The 16,606-nt window shown below is 44.3% G+C and carries 14 protein-coding genes and 1 pseudogene; 6 read left to right on the top strand and 9 right to left on the bottom strand.

What is annotated here, in order from left to right; genetic code table 11:
• Positions 1–9: 9 nt before the first annotated feature.
• The 6 genes from cphA to BM283_RS01890 form a co-directional block, all read right to left on the bottom strand.
• Complete coding sequence (gene cphA / locus BM283_RS01915) at positions 10–2,322, bottom strand: cyanophycin synthetase (protein ID WP_090688491.1); 2,313 nt, start codon at positions 2,320–2,322, stop codon at positions 10–12.
• 602 nt (positions 2,323–2,924) lie between these two features.
• On the bottom strand, positions 2,925–3,395 hold the full coding sequence (locus BM283_RS01910; RefSeq protein ID WP_090688488.1) for a cyanophycin metabolism-associated DUF1854 family protein: 471 nt from the start codon (positions 3,393–3,395) through the stop codon (positions 2,925–2,927).
• Complete coding sequence (locus tag BM283_RS01905; RefSeq protein ID WP_254776083.1) at positions 3,392–5,674, bottom strand: cyanophycin metabolism-associated ABC transporter; 2,283 nt, start codon at positions 5,672–5,674, stop codon at positions 3,392–3,394. Before BM283_RS01905 ends, BM283_RS01910 begins: the two co-directional genes overlap by 4 nt.
• Before the next feature lie 289 nt (positions 5,675–5,963).
• Positions 5,964–6,350 carry a DUF3106 domain-containing protein gene (locus BM283_RS01900; protein ID WP_090688485.1) on the bottom strand — a complete coding sequence of 129 codons (387 nt, stop codon included), beginning with the start codon at positions 6,348–6,350 and terminating at the stop codon, positions 5,964–5,966.
• Positions 6,329–6,706 carry a DUF3619 family protein gene (locus BM283_RS01895; RefSeq protein WP_090688482.1) on the bottom strand — a complete coding sequence of 126 codons (378 nt, stop codon included), beginning with the start codon at positions 6,704–6,706 and terminating at the stop codon, positions 6,329–6,331. Before BM283_RS01895 ends, BM283_RS01900 begins: the two co-directional genes overlap by 22 nt.
• On the bottom strand, positions 6,703–7,278 hold the full coding sequence (locus tag BM283_RS01890; protein ID WP_090688479.1) for an RNA polymerase sigma factor: 576 nt from the start codon (positions 7,276–7,278) through the stop codon (positions 6,703–6,705). The genes BM283_RS01895 and BM283_RS01890 overlap by 4 nt, the downstream gene beginning before the upstream one ends.
• Before the next feature lie 276 nt (positions 7,279–7,554).
• Here BM283_RS01890 and BM283_RS20420 point away from each other — a divergent pair, with 276 nt between their 5' ends.
• The 3 genes and pseudogenes from BM283_RS20420 to BM283_RS01880 form a co-directional block, all read left to right on the top strand.
• Positions 7,555–7,761 carry an acyltransferase family protein gene (locus BM283_RS20420; protein WP_368086394.1) on the top strand — a complete coding sequence of 69 codons (207 nt, stop codon included), beginning with the start codon at positions 7,555–7,557 and terminating at the stop codon, positions 7,759–7,761.
• The gene (locus BM283_RS01885) at positions 7,670–8,062 is read left to right on the top strand and encodes a hypothetical protein (RefSeq protein ID WP_139225164.1); all 393 of its coding nucleotides are present in this window, start codon (positions 7,670–7,672) and stop codon (positions 8,060–8,062) included. Before BM283_RS20420 ends, BM283_RS01885 begins: the two co-directional genes overlap by 92 nt.
• 76 nt (positions 8,063–8,138) lie before the next feature.
• Positions 8,139–8,954, top strand: a pseudogene (locus tag BM283_RS01880) (IS3 family transposase); the annotation flags it as partial.
• Positions 8,955–9,305: 351 nt separating this feature from the next.
• On the opposite strand, the gene BM283_RS01875 reads toward BM283_RS01880, so the two are convergent.
• Positions 9,306–10,328 carry a sodium:calcium antiporter gene (locus BM283_RS01875; RefSeq protein ID WP_254776081.1) on the bottom strand — a complete coding sequence of 341 codons (1,023 nt, stop codon included), beginning with the start codon at positions 10,326–10,328 and terminating at the stop codon, positions 9,306–9,308.
• Between the two features lie 407 nt (positions 10,329–10,735).
• Between BM283_RS01875 and BM283_RS01870 the strand changes: the two genes are divergently transcribed.
• From BM283_RS01870 to BM283_RS01860, 3 genes are all read left to right on the top strand, one after another.
• Positions 10,736–11,026 carry an HMA2 domain-containing protein gene (locus tag BM283_RS01870; protein ID WP_090688470.1) on the top strand — a complete coding sequence of 97 codons (291 nt, stop codon included), beginning with the start codon at positions 10,736–10,738 and terminating at the stop codon, positions 11,024–11,026.
• Positions 11,027–11,170: 144 nt separating this feature from the next.
• Positions 11,171–11,527 carry a DUF5132 domain-containing protein gene (locus BM283_RS01865; RefSeq protein WP_090688467.1) on the top strand — a complete coding sequence of 119 codons (357 nt, stop codon included), beginning with the start codon at positions 11,171–11,173 and terminating at the stop codon, positions 11,525–11,527.
• A gap of 4 nt (positions 11,528–11,531) precedes the next feature.
• Complete coding sequence (locus BM283_RS01860) at positions 11,532–12,032, top strand: HMA2 domain-containing protein (RefSeq protein WP_090688463.1); 501 nt, start codon at positions 11,532–11,534, stop codon at positions 12,030–12,032.
• A 104-nt stretch (positions 12,033–12,136) separates the two neighbouring features.
• Here BM283_RS01860 and metK read toward each other — a convergent pair whose 3' ends face one another.
• Positions 12,137–13,324 (bottom strand): methionine adenosyltransferase, encoded by a 1,188-nt coding sequence (metK, locus tag BM283_RS01855; protein WP_090688460.1) that lies wholly within the window; start codon positions 13,322–13,324, stop codon positions 12,137–12,139.
• A complete protein-coding gene (locus BM283_RS01850; RefSeq protein WP_217646407.1) occupies positions 13,321–16,518 on the bottom strand; it encodes a cation-translocating P-type ATPase in 3,198 nt (1,065 codons plus the stop codon). The genes metK and BM283_RS01850 overlap by 4 nt, the downstream gene beginning before the upstream one ends.
• Positions 16,519–16,606 lie beyond the last annotated feature (88 nt).

Here is a 16,606-nt window from a genome sequence, read left to right as displayed (position 1 = left end):
TAAATTTCCTTAAATTTCTTGTTTTTCTGGAAAATCCTGATATTGAGTGTTACTCTTTTCTTGGCCGAATCCGAATGTTTCAATGCCCAGCCGAATAAGCCCAAGCGAAATACCCAATGCCCAGGCAGCGCCTACTGCAGCTAATACATGCTCTATTTCTCTCACTGCGCGATCACCCACAGCAGGCTGCAACTCAGCCAGTTTGATTAATGACGTCTCATCCGATCCATTAGCCAATACAATTCTTCCATTACGAACAATGACAGCTCGTTTACCCTGGGTAGGACCTGTCCCTTGCTGGCGATGTAAGTTGACAACCGGTAACGCTGGATCACAGCTGAAGTAAATGACTTCACCATGGCATAATTCCGACATTTCGATCAGCATAGGATCTTTTGCATTAAGAACCGCTACTCCTGTCGGCAAGACCACCTCTTTCAGAACATCGCCAATCGCAGCCGCAGTCGGTGACACGACATCAACCTGAGTGCGCAGCACAGTAAAAACTTGTTTAGAGGTTTCAATGCCATGCCGGCCATAATATAAAGTCGGCTCAACATTGGTCACGACACCTACCTGACAGCTATCGTAAGCCAATCCTTCTTGCAGAATAGTATCCAAGCCGTTCTCAAAAACTGCCGCTTCAACAGTGCGATTCATTAATGTGCGATTAGCTGCGTGCCAGTTGGCACCATCACTTTTATCAATTTGCTTATGATCAAGATAAAGCCCGTTGCTGCATGCTAACCCTGTACGCTTACCTGAAAGCGTAAGTAATCGGGCAATCAGATGAGCAACTGTGGTTTTACCATAACTGCCGGTAATGCCAACAATAGGAACTCGACCATGGTCTTGATGCGGGAAAAGATGATCTACAATCGCCTGACCGACGGGTCGGGATTTCCCTACAGCAGGTTTGATATGCATGAGCAGGCTAGGACCAGCATTTACTTCAACAATTGCACCGTCTTGTTCTTCCAGTGGGCATGAGATATCACTGACTACCAGATCGATACCAGCAATATCCAGACCCACCACACGCGCTGCTAAGGATACCGTTTTGGCAATGCTTGGATGAACGTCATCCGTTACATCAAAAGCATGATTACCATTGCGTTGAATCAGTACTTTGACTCCCACTGGCACTACAGAATCAGGGGTATAGCCTTGATGAGCAATTTCCATCCTGGCTGCACTATCCAGACGGATAATGTTGAGAGGATAGTCTTCAGAAGTTCCTCGCCGTGGATCCGAGTTAATCTGCTTTTTAATTAAGTCACTTATAGTAGAGACCCCATCGCCGATGACCGATACTGAGTCACCCCGCGTCGCTGCTACGAGTTGTCCACCGACAACGAGTAAACGATGCTCAGTCCCCGGAATATAGCGTTCGACCAGTACATCCGTTCCTTCTTCTAATGCAACGGAAAAAGCGGATTCGATTTGTTCACGCCTGCTTAACTCAATAAACACGCCTCGCCCATGATTGCCATCACATGGTTTGACCACTACCGGCAAGCCTATTTCTATAGCCGCTTGCCATGCATCTTCTTGACTGGTCACCATACGTCCTTCCGGAACAGGTACGCCACATGAATGGAGCAATGTTTTGGTCAGATCCTTGTCACGTGAAATGCTTTCAGCAATAGCAGATGTCCGATCTGTTTCAGCCGTCCAAATATGCCGACTGTGCGCACCATGTCCTAATTGAACAAGGTTTCCTTTGGAAAGTAATCGCATCGCTGGAATATTGCGGGCTATTGCTGCATCCACAATACAAGCGGTTGAAGGACCAAGCCATAATGAATCAACCATGTCGCGCAAATGTTCAATAGCCCCCTTCACATCATAAGGTTGCTGATGCGGATCAAATCCCATCGCTGCTAGAATGAGCTCCCTTGCCAAGAATAAAGCCTTCCGTGTAATCTCTGCATGCCAGGCACTCACAACAACTTTGTAGACGCCTCTGGTCGAAGTTTCGCGCGCCCTGCCAAATCCACCGCGCATACCTGCAAGATTTTGCAGTTCGAGCGTCACATGCTCAAGAATATGGCAAGGCCATGTGCCTTCCTTGAGACGGCGAAGAAAGCCACCACGTTCTTCGTAGCTGCAGCGATGCTCAATCAGAGTTGGCAACCACGAAGACAAGCGCTCATAAAAGCCAGGAATGATGTCGGATGGAAAATCCTCAAGTTCACCAATATCGACAATCGCTTCAAGTACCGGATAGTAGGTCCAAATATTGGGCCCATTTAAATGGCGAATTTCAAGAAATTTAAGATCTTTTTTATTGTTGCTATCCAAACTGGAATGATTTGACATAAGCTATAAGTTGAAGTTGGGAATGAGTAACACTTCTATTAACGCAACGGGTGCCAATCGGTTTACATCAATATAAAGATTTATGTTTTTTTCCTATAAATAGGAACGTAGGTACAGAGGAATTCAGATACAGAGGAGCGTTTATAGAGAAAAACAAAAACGTAGATTCAGTCTTCAGTATGATATTTTATGACAGTGTTATGACATAAAATATCAAAAAACAGAAAATGCCATTTCTCAATTAAAACTGACTTTGTCGGCTTTCCTTGCCGTATTATTTTTATATTGCCTACAGCTCGCCTTCGCGTCATTTTTGATTTGGAAGTGAAAAAACAACTCGTACATATAAATATGTACAGCAAATGTTGCATTAGAAATTATATGGCTCTTGCATACAGCAAACAATCATATCTCTAGAATTACTTGTGCTATGGCATTAAATTTAAAGGCAATTTTTAGGTTTAAATAAATAATGATTTTCTTCACCCAAATTGCCATCTTTGACGCGGTAGACAATAAGTCTGTCCGTCAAGGGAAGCCACTATTTTGAAATGGAATCAACCAAAATCGTTGAAGAATTTTGGATGCATTGTTATCAAAATTTAAAGAAAACGATCCAGCAGCTTGCCGCTGTGGCGATCAAGCAGCAAACGATTGCGAATCAGGAAATTTATACCATTACTATCAGCGATTAACAAAGCTGTAGGCGATAAACGGCGGATATCTTCTTCACCCTTGAGCACAAAGGTGGTATCTCCTCGATCTGTTTTAACCCACCAGGTGCTCGGTGTGACATAACTGGATACTTTATTAATATGCTTTATCTCTGGCATAAACTCACGATTAGCAAGCTCTGTTTCGAGCAATATACGAAATTCTTCGGGTAACTCAGCCAGACATTCGATCCAGGCTAGTTCTTGACCATGTGCATTGACGAGCGCGATGCCCTCATCAGATGCTGTAATTGGAAATGCTCGTACTGGCACGATACCTTCATGCAGCTGCTGATCCTTATCCATAAAAACTAGCCGTCCAAAGGCATTTCGACTCAGTTGATAATCTGGCTTACTCATGTCCGTTCTCCCTTAGCACCCCCTTCGGTATCCAACCTAAGCAAAGGAGACTCCGTATCAACATTACGCGCCTGAGATTGGTAAAGGTGATAATAAAATCCGTGACGGTCCATCAATTCGGCATGATTACCCATTTCGATGATTTTTCCTCCATCAAGTACCACCAATCTATTGGCTTCACGCAAAGTAGACAAACGGTGGGCAATGGCGATCGTGGTGCGACCATGCACCAGATTATTAAGTGCTTCTTGAATCTCTTCCTCGGTTTTGCTATCAACAGAAGAGGTTGCCTCATCGAGAATCAGGATACGTGGATCAATCAACAAGGCACGGGCTATCGAAATACGCTGGCGCTCACCCCCAGAAAGCGCTTGCCCACGTTCACCTACCAGAGAGTCATAGCCATGAGGTAACCGCAGGATAAATTCATGCGCATATGCAGCACGAGCTGCAGCGATGATCTCTTTGCGCGTTGCGCTGGGCTTACCATAAGCAATATTTTCTGCAATCGTGCCAAAGAAAAGAAATGGCTCCTGTAGCACCAGCCCAATATGTTTGCGATATTCTGCTACAGGTAGTGAACGAATATCTACTCCATCGATCAGAATGGCACCTTCGCTCACGTCATAAAAACGGCAGATTAGATTAATAAGGGTACTCTTACCTGAGCCGCTATGCCCAACCAAGCCAATCATCTCCCCGGGCTCAATTGTCAGGCTGATATCTTGCGTGACACTACGGGTTCCATAACGGAAACCGACATTGCGCAATTCAATGTGGCCTTTAATCACAGGTAAATGAACCGGTTTGGTGGGTTCTGGCACACTGGAAACATGATCAAGAATATCAAAAATACGTTTGGTTCCAGCAGCAGCCTTCTGCGTTACGGAAACTATCCGACTCATTGAGTCCAGTCTCAGATAAAAACGACCAATATAAGCTAGAAAAGCAGTCAGCACCCCGACAGAAATCTGATTCTCCGATATTTGCCAGATACCAAAAATCCATACCACCAACAAGCCAATTTCAGTCAATAGCGTTACGGTAGGCGTAAACAACGACCAAATCTTGTTGACCCGATTATTTATTTCCAAATTATGCTGATTAGCTGCACGAAAACGTGCTACTTCCCTATTTTCTTGCGCAAAAGCTTTGACTACACGAATGCCGGGAATGGTGTCTGCCAGTACATTATTGACCTCTGCCCAAACTCGATCGACTTTCTCAAAACCAGTGCGCAATCTGTCGCGAACCAGATGAATTAACCAGGCAATAATTGGCAGCGGACACAGTGTCACGAGTGCTAACCAGGGGTTAATCGAAAATAGAATAATGGCCGTCATGCTCATCATGATCACATCGGTGGCAAAATCAAGCAAATGGAGTGAAAGAAAGAGATTGAGACGGTCTGTTTCCGCACCGATACGTGCCATCAGATCACCTGTTCGCTTACCGCCAAAATATCTATGTGAAAGCTTAAGAAGATGCTCATACGTCGTCGTTCGTAAATCCGCACCTATCCGCTCGGATACTTTCGCCAGCAGATAAGTTCTCGACCAGCCCAGTATCCAAGCAAGAAAAGCTGCCCCCAGCAAACCAGAAAGATACATGACGACAAGATCCACGTCGATGGGCTTACCATTCTGATAGGGAATCAGCACGTTATCCATCAAAGGCATGGTCAGATAGGGAGGCACCAATGTAGCAGCCGTACTGCCTAGCATCAGCAGAAAGCCAGTGAGTAAGCGCCATCTATAAGGTCGCGCAAAACGCCATAGACGAAACAAAGTCCACGTAGAAGGAGCAACATGAGCTCCCTGATCGCATACCGGGCAAATTGCCTGATCATAGGGTAAAGCTGTTCCACATTTTGGACACTTAGCTGCTATGGACTGTATCTGATTTTCCCCGGTTAACTGGGCATTAAGAAGTTGAGTAAATTGTGCGATAAGATAGCTCGCTCGAGCACCCTTGCTCAATGTATAGCACCAATGAGCCAGCCGTGCATGCGCATCAAATAGCTCAAGATTACCTACACCGGCATAATCACGGCACACCAATACCAGGTCCGGTTGATAATTCCAGTCATGCCAATTTTCTTCTTCCGCCATTTTTGCTATCAGTCGTCGATTAGTTAATACGATGATGCCGGAAGAAAAATGTAATTGAATATCAAGATCAACTTCTAGCCAAGCCAATACGGTTTCTTCCCTTGCCAAATGCGCCTCAACTTGAGAAGCCCAGGTGGAAGGAAGCGTAAGGGTAGCGTCATTATGCAATGGATAAAAATTCTGCTGCATTTGCTTAAGTACCATCAAAAAAGAAGGAAAAGGCAAAATGGTTTAGGTCATTCCATTTCTCTAAATCAAAACTAACTTTGTCGGCGATACTGTCTGTGGTTCGCCTTCGCGTCGTTTTTGATTTGAAAATGGAATAAGATATCTTTCACAGACAAAGCTTATAGTTACAATACCTGACTACGAGTCCTTCTAACTCACTCAAGGCCTACTGCCTCATCATCACGACAAAGTAGTCATCATTTGAGCTTAATAATGGTGTAAATAATTACTATTTACTGTTATTTCCTAGTAACTCTTCGGGTTTGCGCCATTTTTTCTTAACTTCCCGGCGCTTGTCAGTTGGTAACTGCTTTATTTTTTTATATCGTTCCCGAGCCTGCGTTCGTTGCTCAGGAGTCAAAGCACTCCAGCTTCGCATTTGAGATTGTATCCGCTGTTGTTCCTGTGGCGTCTTCTCTAAATAATATTTAGTCATCTTCACCCATCTCTTTTTCTGGTCTGGTTCCAACGTATCCCAGTCCTGTTCAAGAGGATGCAGGATTATTTTCTGATAAGGCTGAAGCTCCGCCCATGAAGGCTGCTTTAATTGCGCTAAAGTTCCCGTAGAAAATGTAATACATACATACAACACCACTATCGAGGGGAATCGAGCCATAAATCAAACTCATCACTAAGATAAACATCAATGGGTAAATCGTCAGCAAGTAGCATCGTATCGAGTGCAGCATTTTCATCAATATCGTAATTTGATTTTAAATGAAGACTTACCATCAGAATAAGCAATATAACTAATGAAAAAACCAATTTGTTGGCACGAGCAAAAAACCAGCCATGTCCGCTATGTGCAGAAATTCCTCTACCGACATGAAACACCTGCTCGTTTGGTTGATAATTCTCTAGAACAGATCTGCGTACTATTTGCAACCGATAAAGCGTATTCTGATCAATATCAGCTAAACCAAGATTCAATAGTTTGGCGACCTCTTTTCCCATTCTATCTTCTTCATTCATAATTTGACCCCTTTTTTCTCCAGTAGAGTAGCAAGTGTATGTACTGCACGAGAACAATGTGTTTTCACACTTCCCTCCGAACAACCCATCACCTTGGCAGTTTCACTCACATCCATTCCTTCCCAATAACGCAGCAGGAATGCTTCTCGTTGACGCGCAGGTAATGTTTTAAGTCCTTTCTCGACTAAATTTAAGAGTTGTGACTGCTCCAGTTCTTTATGTGGATCGTTACTTCCATAAGAGTCTTCAGGTATCGGTAATGTTTCCAGTAAATCATAATCTTCATTTCCTTTTTCATTATCGTCGGATTTAAAAGCCGAGAATAGTGTGATCCACATTGATCTGGATTTCTGCCTTCGGTAATAATCACGAATGGTATTTTGTAAAATACGCTGAAACAAAGGAGGCAGCTCTTCGAGTGGTTTATCCGCATATTTCTCGATGAGCTTCATCATTGAGTCTTGTACAATATCTAATGCTACATGCTCATCAAGTACTGCAAATAGCGCTTGTTTATATGCACGTAACTCAATCTCACTCAAGAAATCTGCAAATTCTTGTTGCGTAGCCAGAATGGTTTACCTTAAATGAAGAACTAGAATCAATTTTTAGGCGACATAATATCAAAATATTTTTGATTCTTTTCAGGAATAAATAATCTTAATACGGTCTAATCTTGAAAGACGATTTGAAATAAATAGCACTAACATTCCAGCTTAAAAAAAACGTAAGATATTTCTTTTTTCTTGTTACAAATAATAGCCGATTATTTCAATGACAAAATCATTTTTTTCTCCTGACTGACAACATCAATGTAAGCTGGTTCACCGAGAATACCGCTTATTGATGTGCTCAAGGCGACTTCATGTTTGCTGATTGTATCTCATCATTTGGCATGGTATGGTCCAATGTCGGATTATGCCTATCCCTTAATCCCCAGCCTGATTAACTGGCTTCGCGAATATGGACGAATTGCCGTACAAGTCTTTTTTGTCACAGCAGGGTTCTTGTCGGCCAAAAAATTTGCACCCGAAGGGATATCCTCTTATCACTGATCCATTTCATCTCATCAAACGGCGTTATCTTCGGCTGGTCATACCCTCTCTTGCTGCACTTACTTTAGCGATCGGATGTGCAGCATTGGCAAGAGCATGGATGGTTCATACCTCTACCCCCAATCCACCCAAATTTTTTCAGCTCCTCGTGCATATATTTTTGCTGCAGGATCTTCTCAATCAGGAAGCGCTCTCCGCAGGTATTTGGTATGTGGTGATTGATTTTCAATTGTATACATTTTTGTTACTGTGCTTTGGTTCACAAGCCGCATCGAATACCGCAACCTCGATCTCAAATTAATCAACTCAATCTTGAGTACTGGATTTACCACGGTTTCATTGTTCATATTCAATAAAGATAATTATTGAAATGGAACTGCCGTGTAGTCGATGTTTCAGAGAATGGTTTTCATGCCTGGCATACTCGCCCACCTTGTGAGCGTGCACAAAAAAATGCACGGCTGGTAATAGAAATACTGGCAGTACACCACCGCGCCCGAGAGATCTGCGGCGTGAAACGCTTGTATAATGAGCTGGTAGATCAGGGTGTGCAGATTACAGCATACCGTGTTCGAGCACTTCGTAATAAGCTGAATTTGCATTGTAAGCAAAAGCGTAAATTCAAACTGATTCTAAACATCATTCACCGTTCGCTCCTAATATTTTGGAACGAGAGTTTGCTGTTAGCCCACCTGGCAAAGCGTGGGTCAGCAATATCACCTATATTCCTACAGACGAAGGCTGGCTGTATTCTTTCTGGCATAAAAGAGCTATTTAATGGCGAATTAATAGGCTATGCCATGAATGAGAGGATGACGACGGATCTGATTATACAGGCTTTGTTTCGCGCAACTGATAGAAAACTGCCAGAAAAGGGGTTAGTTCTTCACTCGGATCGTGGTAGCCAATATTGTGCGCATGATTACCAGGACAGATTGAAACAACTAGGCATAGTCTCTTCCATGAGTGGCAAAGGTGATTGCTGGGATAATGCTCCTATGGAAAGCTTCCGGGGAACTCTTGAAAATGAATTGGTACATCATCGAAAATTCAAAACACGACTGCAAGCAAAACAGGAGATTACCGAATATATCGAGATCTTTTATAACCGGCAGCGCAAACAGGAAAAATTGGACTACCTATCCCCAGCAGAATTTACACAGCGATACGATGCAAATATACTCGTTGCTTAATTATATGGACTCCATATTTGACAACACACCTCACTGCCATGGTTACTGCAGCGATTAGGCCGGAAGTGGTCAATTTGCGACGATCATGCAGGATATTCTGAGTTTGCTGGTGTATTTCCTGATCGTAAGCATGTTTGTCTTCTAAAGTAAAGGTGTTTCAGCATGACTCAGAACTATCCCATTTACCGGGACTGGTCATCCGAGTAATGAAAATCACTAGAATCAATAAGTTTGCCACTTTGCGAAGGAGTGATGAGGGCAGCGCACGTGATCCTCAGCATTAGACTGCAACTCGTGCAGGACATACCTGACTAAACGCAGGCGGGAGGCATACTGCTTCATTGCCCAACATCAATGCTCATACAGATAGAGAATATAGGTGTTGAACAGGTAGACAGCGAACATCACGAGACTCGTCCAGCCGACAGTATAGAGAACACGACCGTTGGGCCGATAGAAAAGCCCGATAATGGCCAGACTAGTCATCATCACTGCGGAAAATGCCGAAACACCATGCACGGGTGAAACATGTGCCAGTAGTGGTCCGCGAGTATAAAGCACATCGTCGATTGCCAGGATGAATATATTAAACAAGTTGCTGCCCAATAAACTGGCTACTGCCATATTCAACGCACCAATGCGCATAGCAGCGATGGAAACCACAATCTCTGGAACAGTGGTAGCCAAGGCGATGAATATCGTACCTACAAAGCTCCGGTGCCAGCCCATATCCTGCGCGATATGCTCACCGACAAAAGGGAGCGCGGTAGCCGCGACCACCACTAGTATAGCAACAGCCGCAAAACGTGCCACAGACTGGAAGAGGCTCAAGTCCGGCCGCTGATCTGGTCCATGATCGGCAAAATCTGCTACGTGCTTTTTTTCGTAGTGGAAGATACTGCGTACCACCACACCGTACATGATGACTATTATAAGTGTGTAAAGCCCCACATGCCCGAAACTTAGCTGATAGCCATTGTGGGATAGCAAGAGACTGAAGCCAACAAAACTTATCATCAATACGCCGAAGCTGGCCGAGAGGATGTGTCCCTGACTCGATTTCTGAAAGACAGACTCGCCGCGATGCAAAAAATCCAGTAGTACAAAAACAAAAAGATTGATGACACAAGCACCCAAGACGTTGCCAACGGCGATATCCGGCAGCCCAGCGATGCTCACGGAAATCGCGCCCGTTACCAGCTCAGGCAGCGAAGTAACAGTGGCCAGCATTATCAAACCCACCCAGCTACCACCCAGGCCGGTTTTGTCGGCGATCACATCGCCGAATACTGATAGTTTGACGCCGGCATAACCGATTACGATCAGGCAGAGCAGGAACTCCAGCCAAGGTGAAGCGTAGGTCGATATCAGCAAGCAGAGTCCTCCCCTTCTTTACAAGATATTGTACTTGGACGTCTATAAACAAAATTAAACATCCTTTTTCTCTTTTAATCGAAGCTGAAAGTACTTAAACTCGGATTGACTGCCAAACACATTAATAAGCATATAAATTGATAATGAGCTCTCTATTTATATACCATGATTTCATACAATGTATCGATTGTTAATGACTAACAATAATTCCATTTCTAAATCAAAAGTTAATTATTAATTCCGGCAAGCAATTGAAATTACATCGATAAAAAATTCAACAAATACACTTTAGATTTAAAAATGGAATAAGAAATCATTGCATAAATGCATGCAATCGACAACAATCTAGTTGAACCACTCGCTCTTAACTTACTCTTAATTTGAGTTAATCATTAAGGGATTCAATTATGCTCAGCTTTCCAGGCATCAAAATCATGCATTTCTTGCCAGGGCGTGTGCGCCTAAAAGTTGAAAAAATAAAAAATGATATAACTTTTGCAAAAAAAGTGGAAACGGAGCTGTCAAATACATTATGTATTACTGAGGTGGAAATCAATGTGCTGACAGGCAGTGTGTTAGTCAAATACGATAAGTGTGCCATTAAGGACGCAACAAATTCTAATCACTTATTAGAAACTTTGAAGAAATTATTTCCGGATTTGGATACGGAAAAATTACGGCCATATCTGGATGAATAAGTATAATTTATTGATATATATAAATTCGCGCAACACTTGATGAAGCAGGGAACATTCGCCTACCACGTATTGTCTTTAAATCTATGCTAAAAATAATATTTTTAATTCATCGAATAAACACAGCACATTTTTTATTACGAGGTGATGATGGCAGTTGAAGATTTCTTTAAAAACAATACTGGAAAAGGTATTGCAATAGGCATTGCTGCAGCCATTCTGGCGCCAGCCATACTACCCGTGGTTGTACAAGCTGCAAGACCTTTAGCACGTGCAGCAATTAAATCCGGTCTCCTGTTTTTGAATAAGAGCCGCGAAACCGTGGCCGAAATGGGAGAAGTTGTTGAAGATCTGGTCGCAGAAGCTCGGGCAGAAATTGATGAGGAACGCGCGAAAGCAAACTCTGCAACGGTAGCAACCGAGGATATCATCGAGGATAGTGTAGACATTGCTGAAGCAGAGTCTGAAGTAGTTTCAAAAAAGACGATCTCGCCATCATCCTAGTTTTATGAAACTATCCGCTCAAATCATTCATACCGCTCCAGGAAGAATTCGTTTCCGAGTACCCGCAAAACGTCGTGACACTTTTTTTTTTGAAGAATTGCAAAATGATTGCAGTAGCTTTAGTGGAGTAAAGCAGGTATCGACGAATGTTTTAACCGGTAGTGTTTTGTTGCTATATGAAGATATCGAACAAGACGCACTGATTAGGCACATTAGAAACCACCCTTTACTTGACTTCGAATCCAAAGATCATCAGATCGGACCATCTGACGAGGTATTGAGAGCAACTCACCAGCAAACTGCCGCGCAAAAAGCCTCAAGCACGTATGCATCATTGGATTCTACTCTAAAGGAATTCAGCAATGGTTTTATAGACTTACGTTCCGTGCTATTTATTAGCCTCGTAATGTTTGCTGTACGGCAGCTCACACAAGGCGCTGTGTTTGGCAACGCAATCACCTTGTTTCTGTATGCCCTTCAATTGATAAGACCTAAAGAGCTATAACATAGCGAAAAGGGTCATCCATTAATTACTGCAAATTTTCGAATATTGCCTAATGCAGGTAAGCTATTTCCCCGCAAAGGAACGAGTTTATAGGTTCTAGCACTCTAGCCGGATAATAAATTAATTAAATCTGTTTTTTCCCAAGGCAGCTCGATATCATCCCTTCCCACATGGCCATACACCGCGAGCTTCCGATAGAAACCCTCTTTATTAGCGGACAAATTTCGCAAATTGAACTGTTTAATCACAGCACCAGGTCGAAAATCAATGACATCGAGTAAACGCATCGCAATGTCATGATCGGAGACAGTGCCAGTACCAAAGGTGTTGACTTGAACGGTTACTGGCCTCGCCTGACCAATACAGTAACTCACCAGCACTTCACACTCTTCAGCCAAACCTGCCGCAACGACATTTTTTGCGGCATAACGCGCGATATAATTGCCAGTACGGTCAATGCGCAATGGATCTTTGCCACTCAGTGCAGCACTGCCCATACGGCAATATTGACCATAGCTATCGATAGCGACTTTTCTGCCGGTAAGTCCAGAATGTACTTTTGGACCACCGCCGAAGAAAGGGCCTTGCGGATTGATATAAATATGAGTATCTTCATCAATACCAATACCATTTTGTTCTATGACTGGCTCAACGACATGTTGGATTAATGCCGCATTTAAATCTTCGGCATTATCGCTATAAACCTCATTGTGACTGGCAACCAGCACCATACTGTGAATGCGTTCCGGCTTGTTGTTTATATATTCAATTGCGACTTCCGACATTCCATCGGGCAACAAACCGGATATAAGTTCACTTTCACGCACCAGCGACAATTGCCGCGCGAATTGATGTGCCAGCCAGATTGGCATAGGTAACATGGTGGGCGTTTGCTTACAGGCATAGCCAAACACGGTTGCATGATTTTCCGCAGTAACCTTGTCTAACTCAACATCACTCATTTGAGTTTCGTCACCTAAGCTACATCCATTCGCAGGTAACTCAGCAAAATTGGTGAGTATGGTACAGTCTTTAGCATTAAAATCAGGCTGGTTGTAACCCACATTTTCAATCACATAGCGGGCAATCTCAGGAATATCCACCACCGCATGCGATGCAAACCGCGCCGCAATGAATACTACCCCACTGGCGACTGCACACTCTGCATTTATGCGCGAACAAGGATCATGCTGCAGAAATTGATCAACAATAGCATCGCTGATTTGATCACATAGTTTATCAGGATGACCTGCAGTTACCGACGCGGAGGTAAATATGAAGTTTGCTGTCATGCAGCCGTCTCCTTATTTGTTTGTGAAACATTAGTGGTAGATGTGCATGTGTCACTTTGATTATGTGGGTTGTGTATTTCAGGTTGGATGATGTGCTTGAAACTGTCATTGATCAGCATGGGTGCTGCAGCTCCTCCTGCAATGGCCAGCAAATCGAGCACATTAAGCGGCGTTGAACCGAGCCCACTGCGTAAACCAGGAATTAACATTGCCATAACTTGTAATAGGCCAGACCCGGCAATAGCATAATTCAAATAGGGATTACGCGGCAATGTGCCACGATTAAATATGGAATGGCTTTCTGAGCGGCAGGTAATCGAATGGAGCAATTGCGCGAGTGTCAACGAGTTGAAAAGTATAGTATTAGACTGCGGACCAATACCGTAGCGTAAAAATCCATAACCATATGCTGCCATAGATCCGGTAGTGATGATGGTGGACTCCCGCGCCATACGTATTAAATCCGGGCGTCTGATGATTTTCTCTTGAGGATCACGTGGCGGCTGCCGCATTAAATCTGATGCTGGCGCTTCCATGGATAAAGCAAGCCCAGGGAATATGTCAGTGACAAGATTAATCCATAGAAGTTGCTTCGGACTTAATACTTCACCCGCTCCCACTCCAATACCGGCCAGCATCACTTCGATTTCGGACATATTGGTGGATATCAGATAGTGAATAGATTTGCGGATGTTGTTATATATAGCACGCCCATGTTCCACAGCAGCAACCATGGTATGCAAGTTGTCGTCTTCCAATACGACATCTGAGACTGAGCGTGCTACATCGGAAGAAGCACCACCCATGGCAACCCCGATATTAGCTGCCTTTAGCGCGGGACCATCGTTAATGCCATCCCCTGTCATTGCAACAATCTTGCCGCTCTTCTGGATGGCTTGCACAATTTGCAGTTTGTTAGCTGGGCTGACGCGGGCAAACACATGCACATTGTGAATCAAGCCACTCAATATTTTTTGATCGAGTTTTTCCAAGCGGGTGGAATCAAGAATCTGCAGGGGCTTACCGTTACTTAAATTCAGTTGCTTGCCAATTGCATAGGCAGTACTGGATTGATCTCCGGTAATCATGACGGTATGAATGCCGGCACGATGGAACAAGCGCATCAAATCCGGCATACCGGTGCGTAAAGGATCTGCCATTCCCACCAAACCAAGCCATATCAAATTTACAGGCGCACCTTCGTCTTTTATTGGTCTGATTGGCCTTTCAGCGTAAGCCACAGCCAGCACACGTAATGCATCTCCTGCCATTTGATTGTTAATATTGCCCATCGCTATACGAAACGCATCGTCTATCGGATGTATCCCGACTTGATCCTGATAAGAATCACATAACATTAATACTTCCTGCGGACTACCTTTCACGGCAATCAAATGCCGTTTTCGCGGCAAACGGTGAAAAGTGCACATATATGGCCGGTTTTCGGCGCGATACTTGATTTTATAGTGAGGGTAGTGCTGCCGCAGCGCATCAATATTTAAATCACTACATCTGGCAAGCTCCAGCAAGGCATTTTCTGTCGGCGTGCCATTTATGCGAATCTGCTGCCCGCTATTTTGTTGCACTGATTCATTGCACAAACTGATAATCTCTAAGAAGCGGCGATAGCAAGCATCGGAAAATCCGTCAAAAGGTTGATCCTCCACGAACAATTGCTCGCCTGACACAAAATAGTGCTTTCCGCCCACATAAGCTGTTACAGCCGTCATACAATTTAAAGTTAAGGTGCCCGTTTTATCCAGACAAAATACTTGCACCGAACCGAGCGTTTCCACAGCGTCAAGATGGCGCACTGCCACGTTATATTGGCGCATCTTGCGAATACCGAGTGCAAGCGTAGTCGTGGCCACAGCGGGCAGTCCTTCCGGTACGGCGGCTACCGCCAGCGAAATTGAACTCTTGAGCATTTGCAATACACCATAGCCGCGTAACATGCCAAGTGCGAAGACTCCCAAACAAATCGCACCACTGGTGAGTGCCAATCGGGTACCAATGTGATCGAGTTCCTGCTGCATGGGAGTTTCAGGCGCATGCGCTTCGCCAACAAGGCTTTGTATCTGTCCAATCTGAGTGTTAACACCAGTCGCGACAACCACACCTACGCCATTGCCGCCAGTTATCATGGTACCCATATACACCATGTTGTGCCGATCAGCGAGCGGCGTGTCCTGCCTGGCAATGGGTAACGTATTTTTCGAAACGGGCATGCTTTCACCGGTTAAGGCTGATTCATCCACGGTAAGATGACTGGTTTTAATCACACGCGCATCGGCTGCAATAAAATCACCCGGCTGTAACACCAACACATCCCCCACAGTCACATGCGCATGCGGGATCGATTGCATTGCACCATCGCGTATCACTTGCGCATGCCGTGGCGTAATTTTAGTCAGTGAACTAATAATTTTTTCCGCCTGCATTTCCGTGAAGAAACCGATACTCGCGTTAATCAGCACCACGCCTACAATAATGCCTGCATCCAACATTCCGCCAGTTGCCAGCGAGACTACCGCAGAAACTGCGAGTAGCCCTACCGGCAACGTGAACAACTGACCAAGAAACATGCTAAGCGGTGAGCGCCGAGCCATCTCCGGCAATTGATTCAACCCATGCTGTTGCAGCGCCCGCTGCACTGCATGCTTACTCAGCCCCTGGTGCACCTCTACCTGAAGTTTTTCAAGAATAGGGTTTACCTCAAGGACGTGCCAATCGCTATTATCTTGAGGCGCCTTTGGGCTTGCGGAGATGTCTTGCGTGGAAGCGAATAAGTTTTGCGTATGTTTCCACAGCGCATCGAAATAGGCCTTAAAATGGATTAACGCTTTAGTATCAGTTTTGTTGAATGATCCGGTAAAGTGAACATCTTTAATGGCTTGCTTGCAGGCTTCAAGTAGCAAATAAGGCAGCTTATCCAGTGCGATATCTTTGCCATAAATAATCACCACTGATCCACTCAAGCTATTCACTCTAATGGTCATAATGCCTGAGATCGTTCCCATTTGCTGCTCCAGCTGCTGCCCCAACGCACTCGCACGGTGTAAAATATTGACATGATAGCGCGCTCTACCCGGCACGCAAGTATGAACAGGTTTTATCCGAATTTTAACGGATGGTTTACCCAAACCAGGCGGGACTTGTGGCGTAGATTTAGATTCTGTATGGCTGATCATCATATAATATTTTATTGCACAGATGAGTTCACTTCATTCCTAAATCAAACCTGACGCAGGTACGCTGCAGGCAGTATCAATAATACGGTAA

Source organism: Nitrosomonas sp. Nm34 (genome assembly GCF_900113925.1).
GTDB lineage: Bacteria > Pseudomonadota > Gammaproteobacteria > Burkholderiales > Nitrosomonadaceae > Nitrosomonas.
Note: the sequence above shows the minus strand (reverse complement) of the source record. Positions and strands in the feature narration are given on the sequence as shown.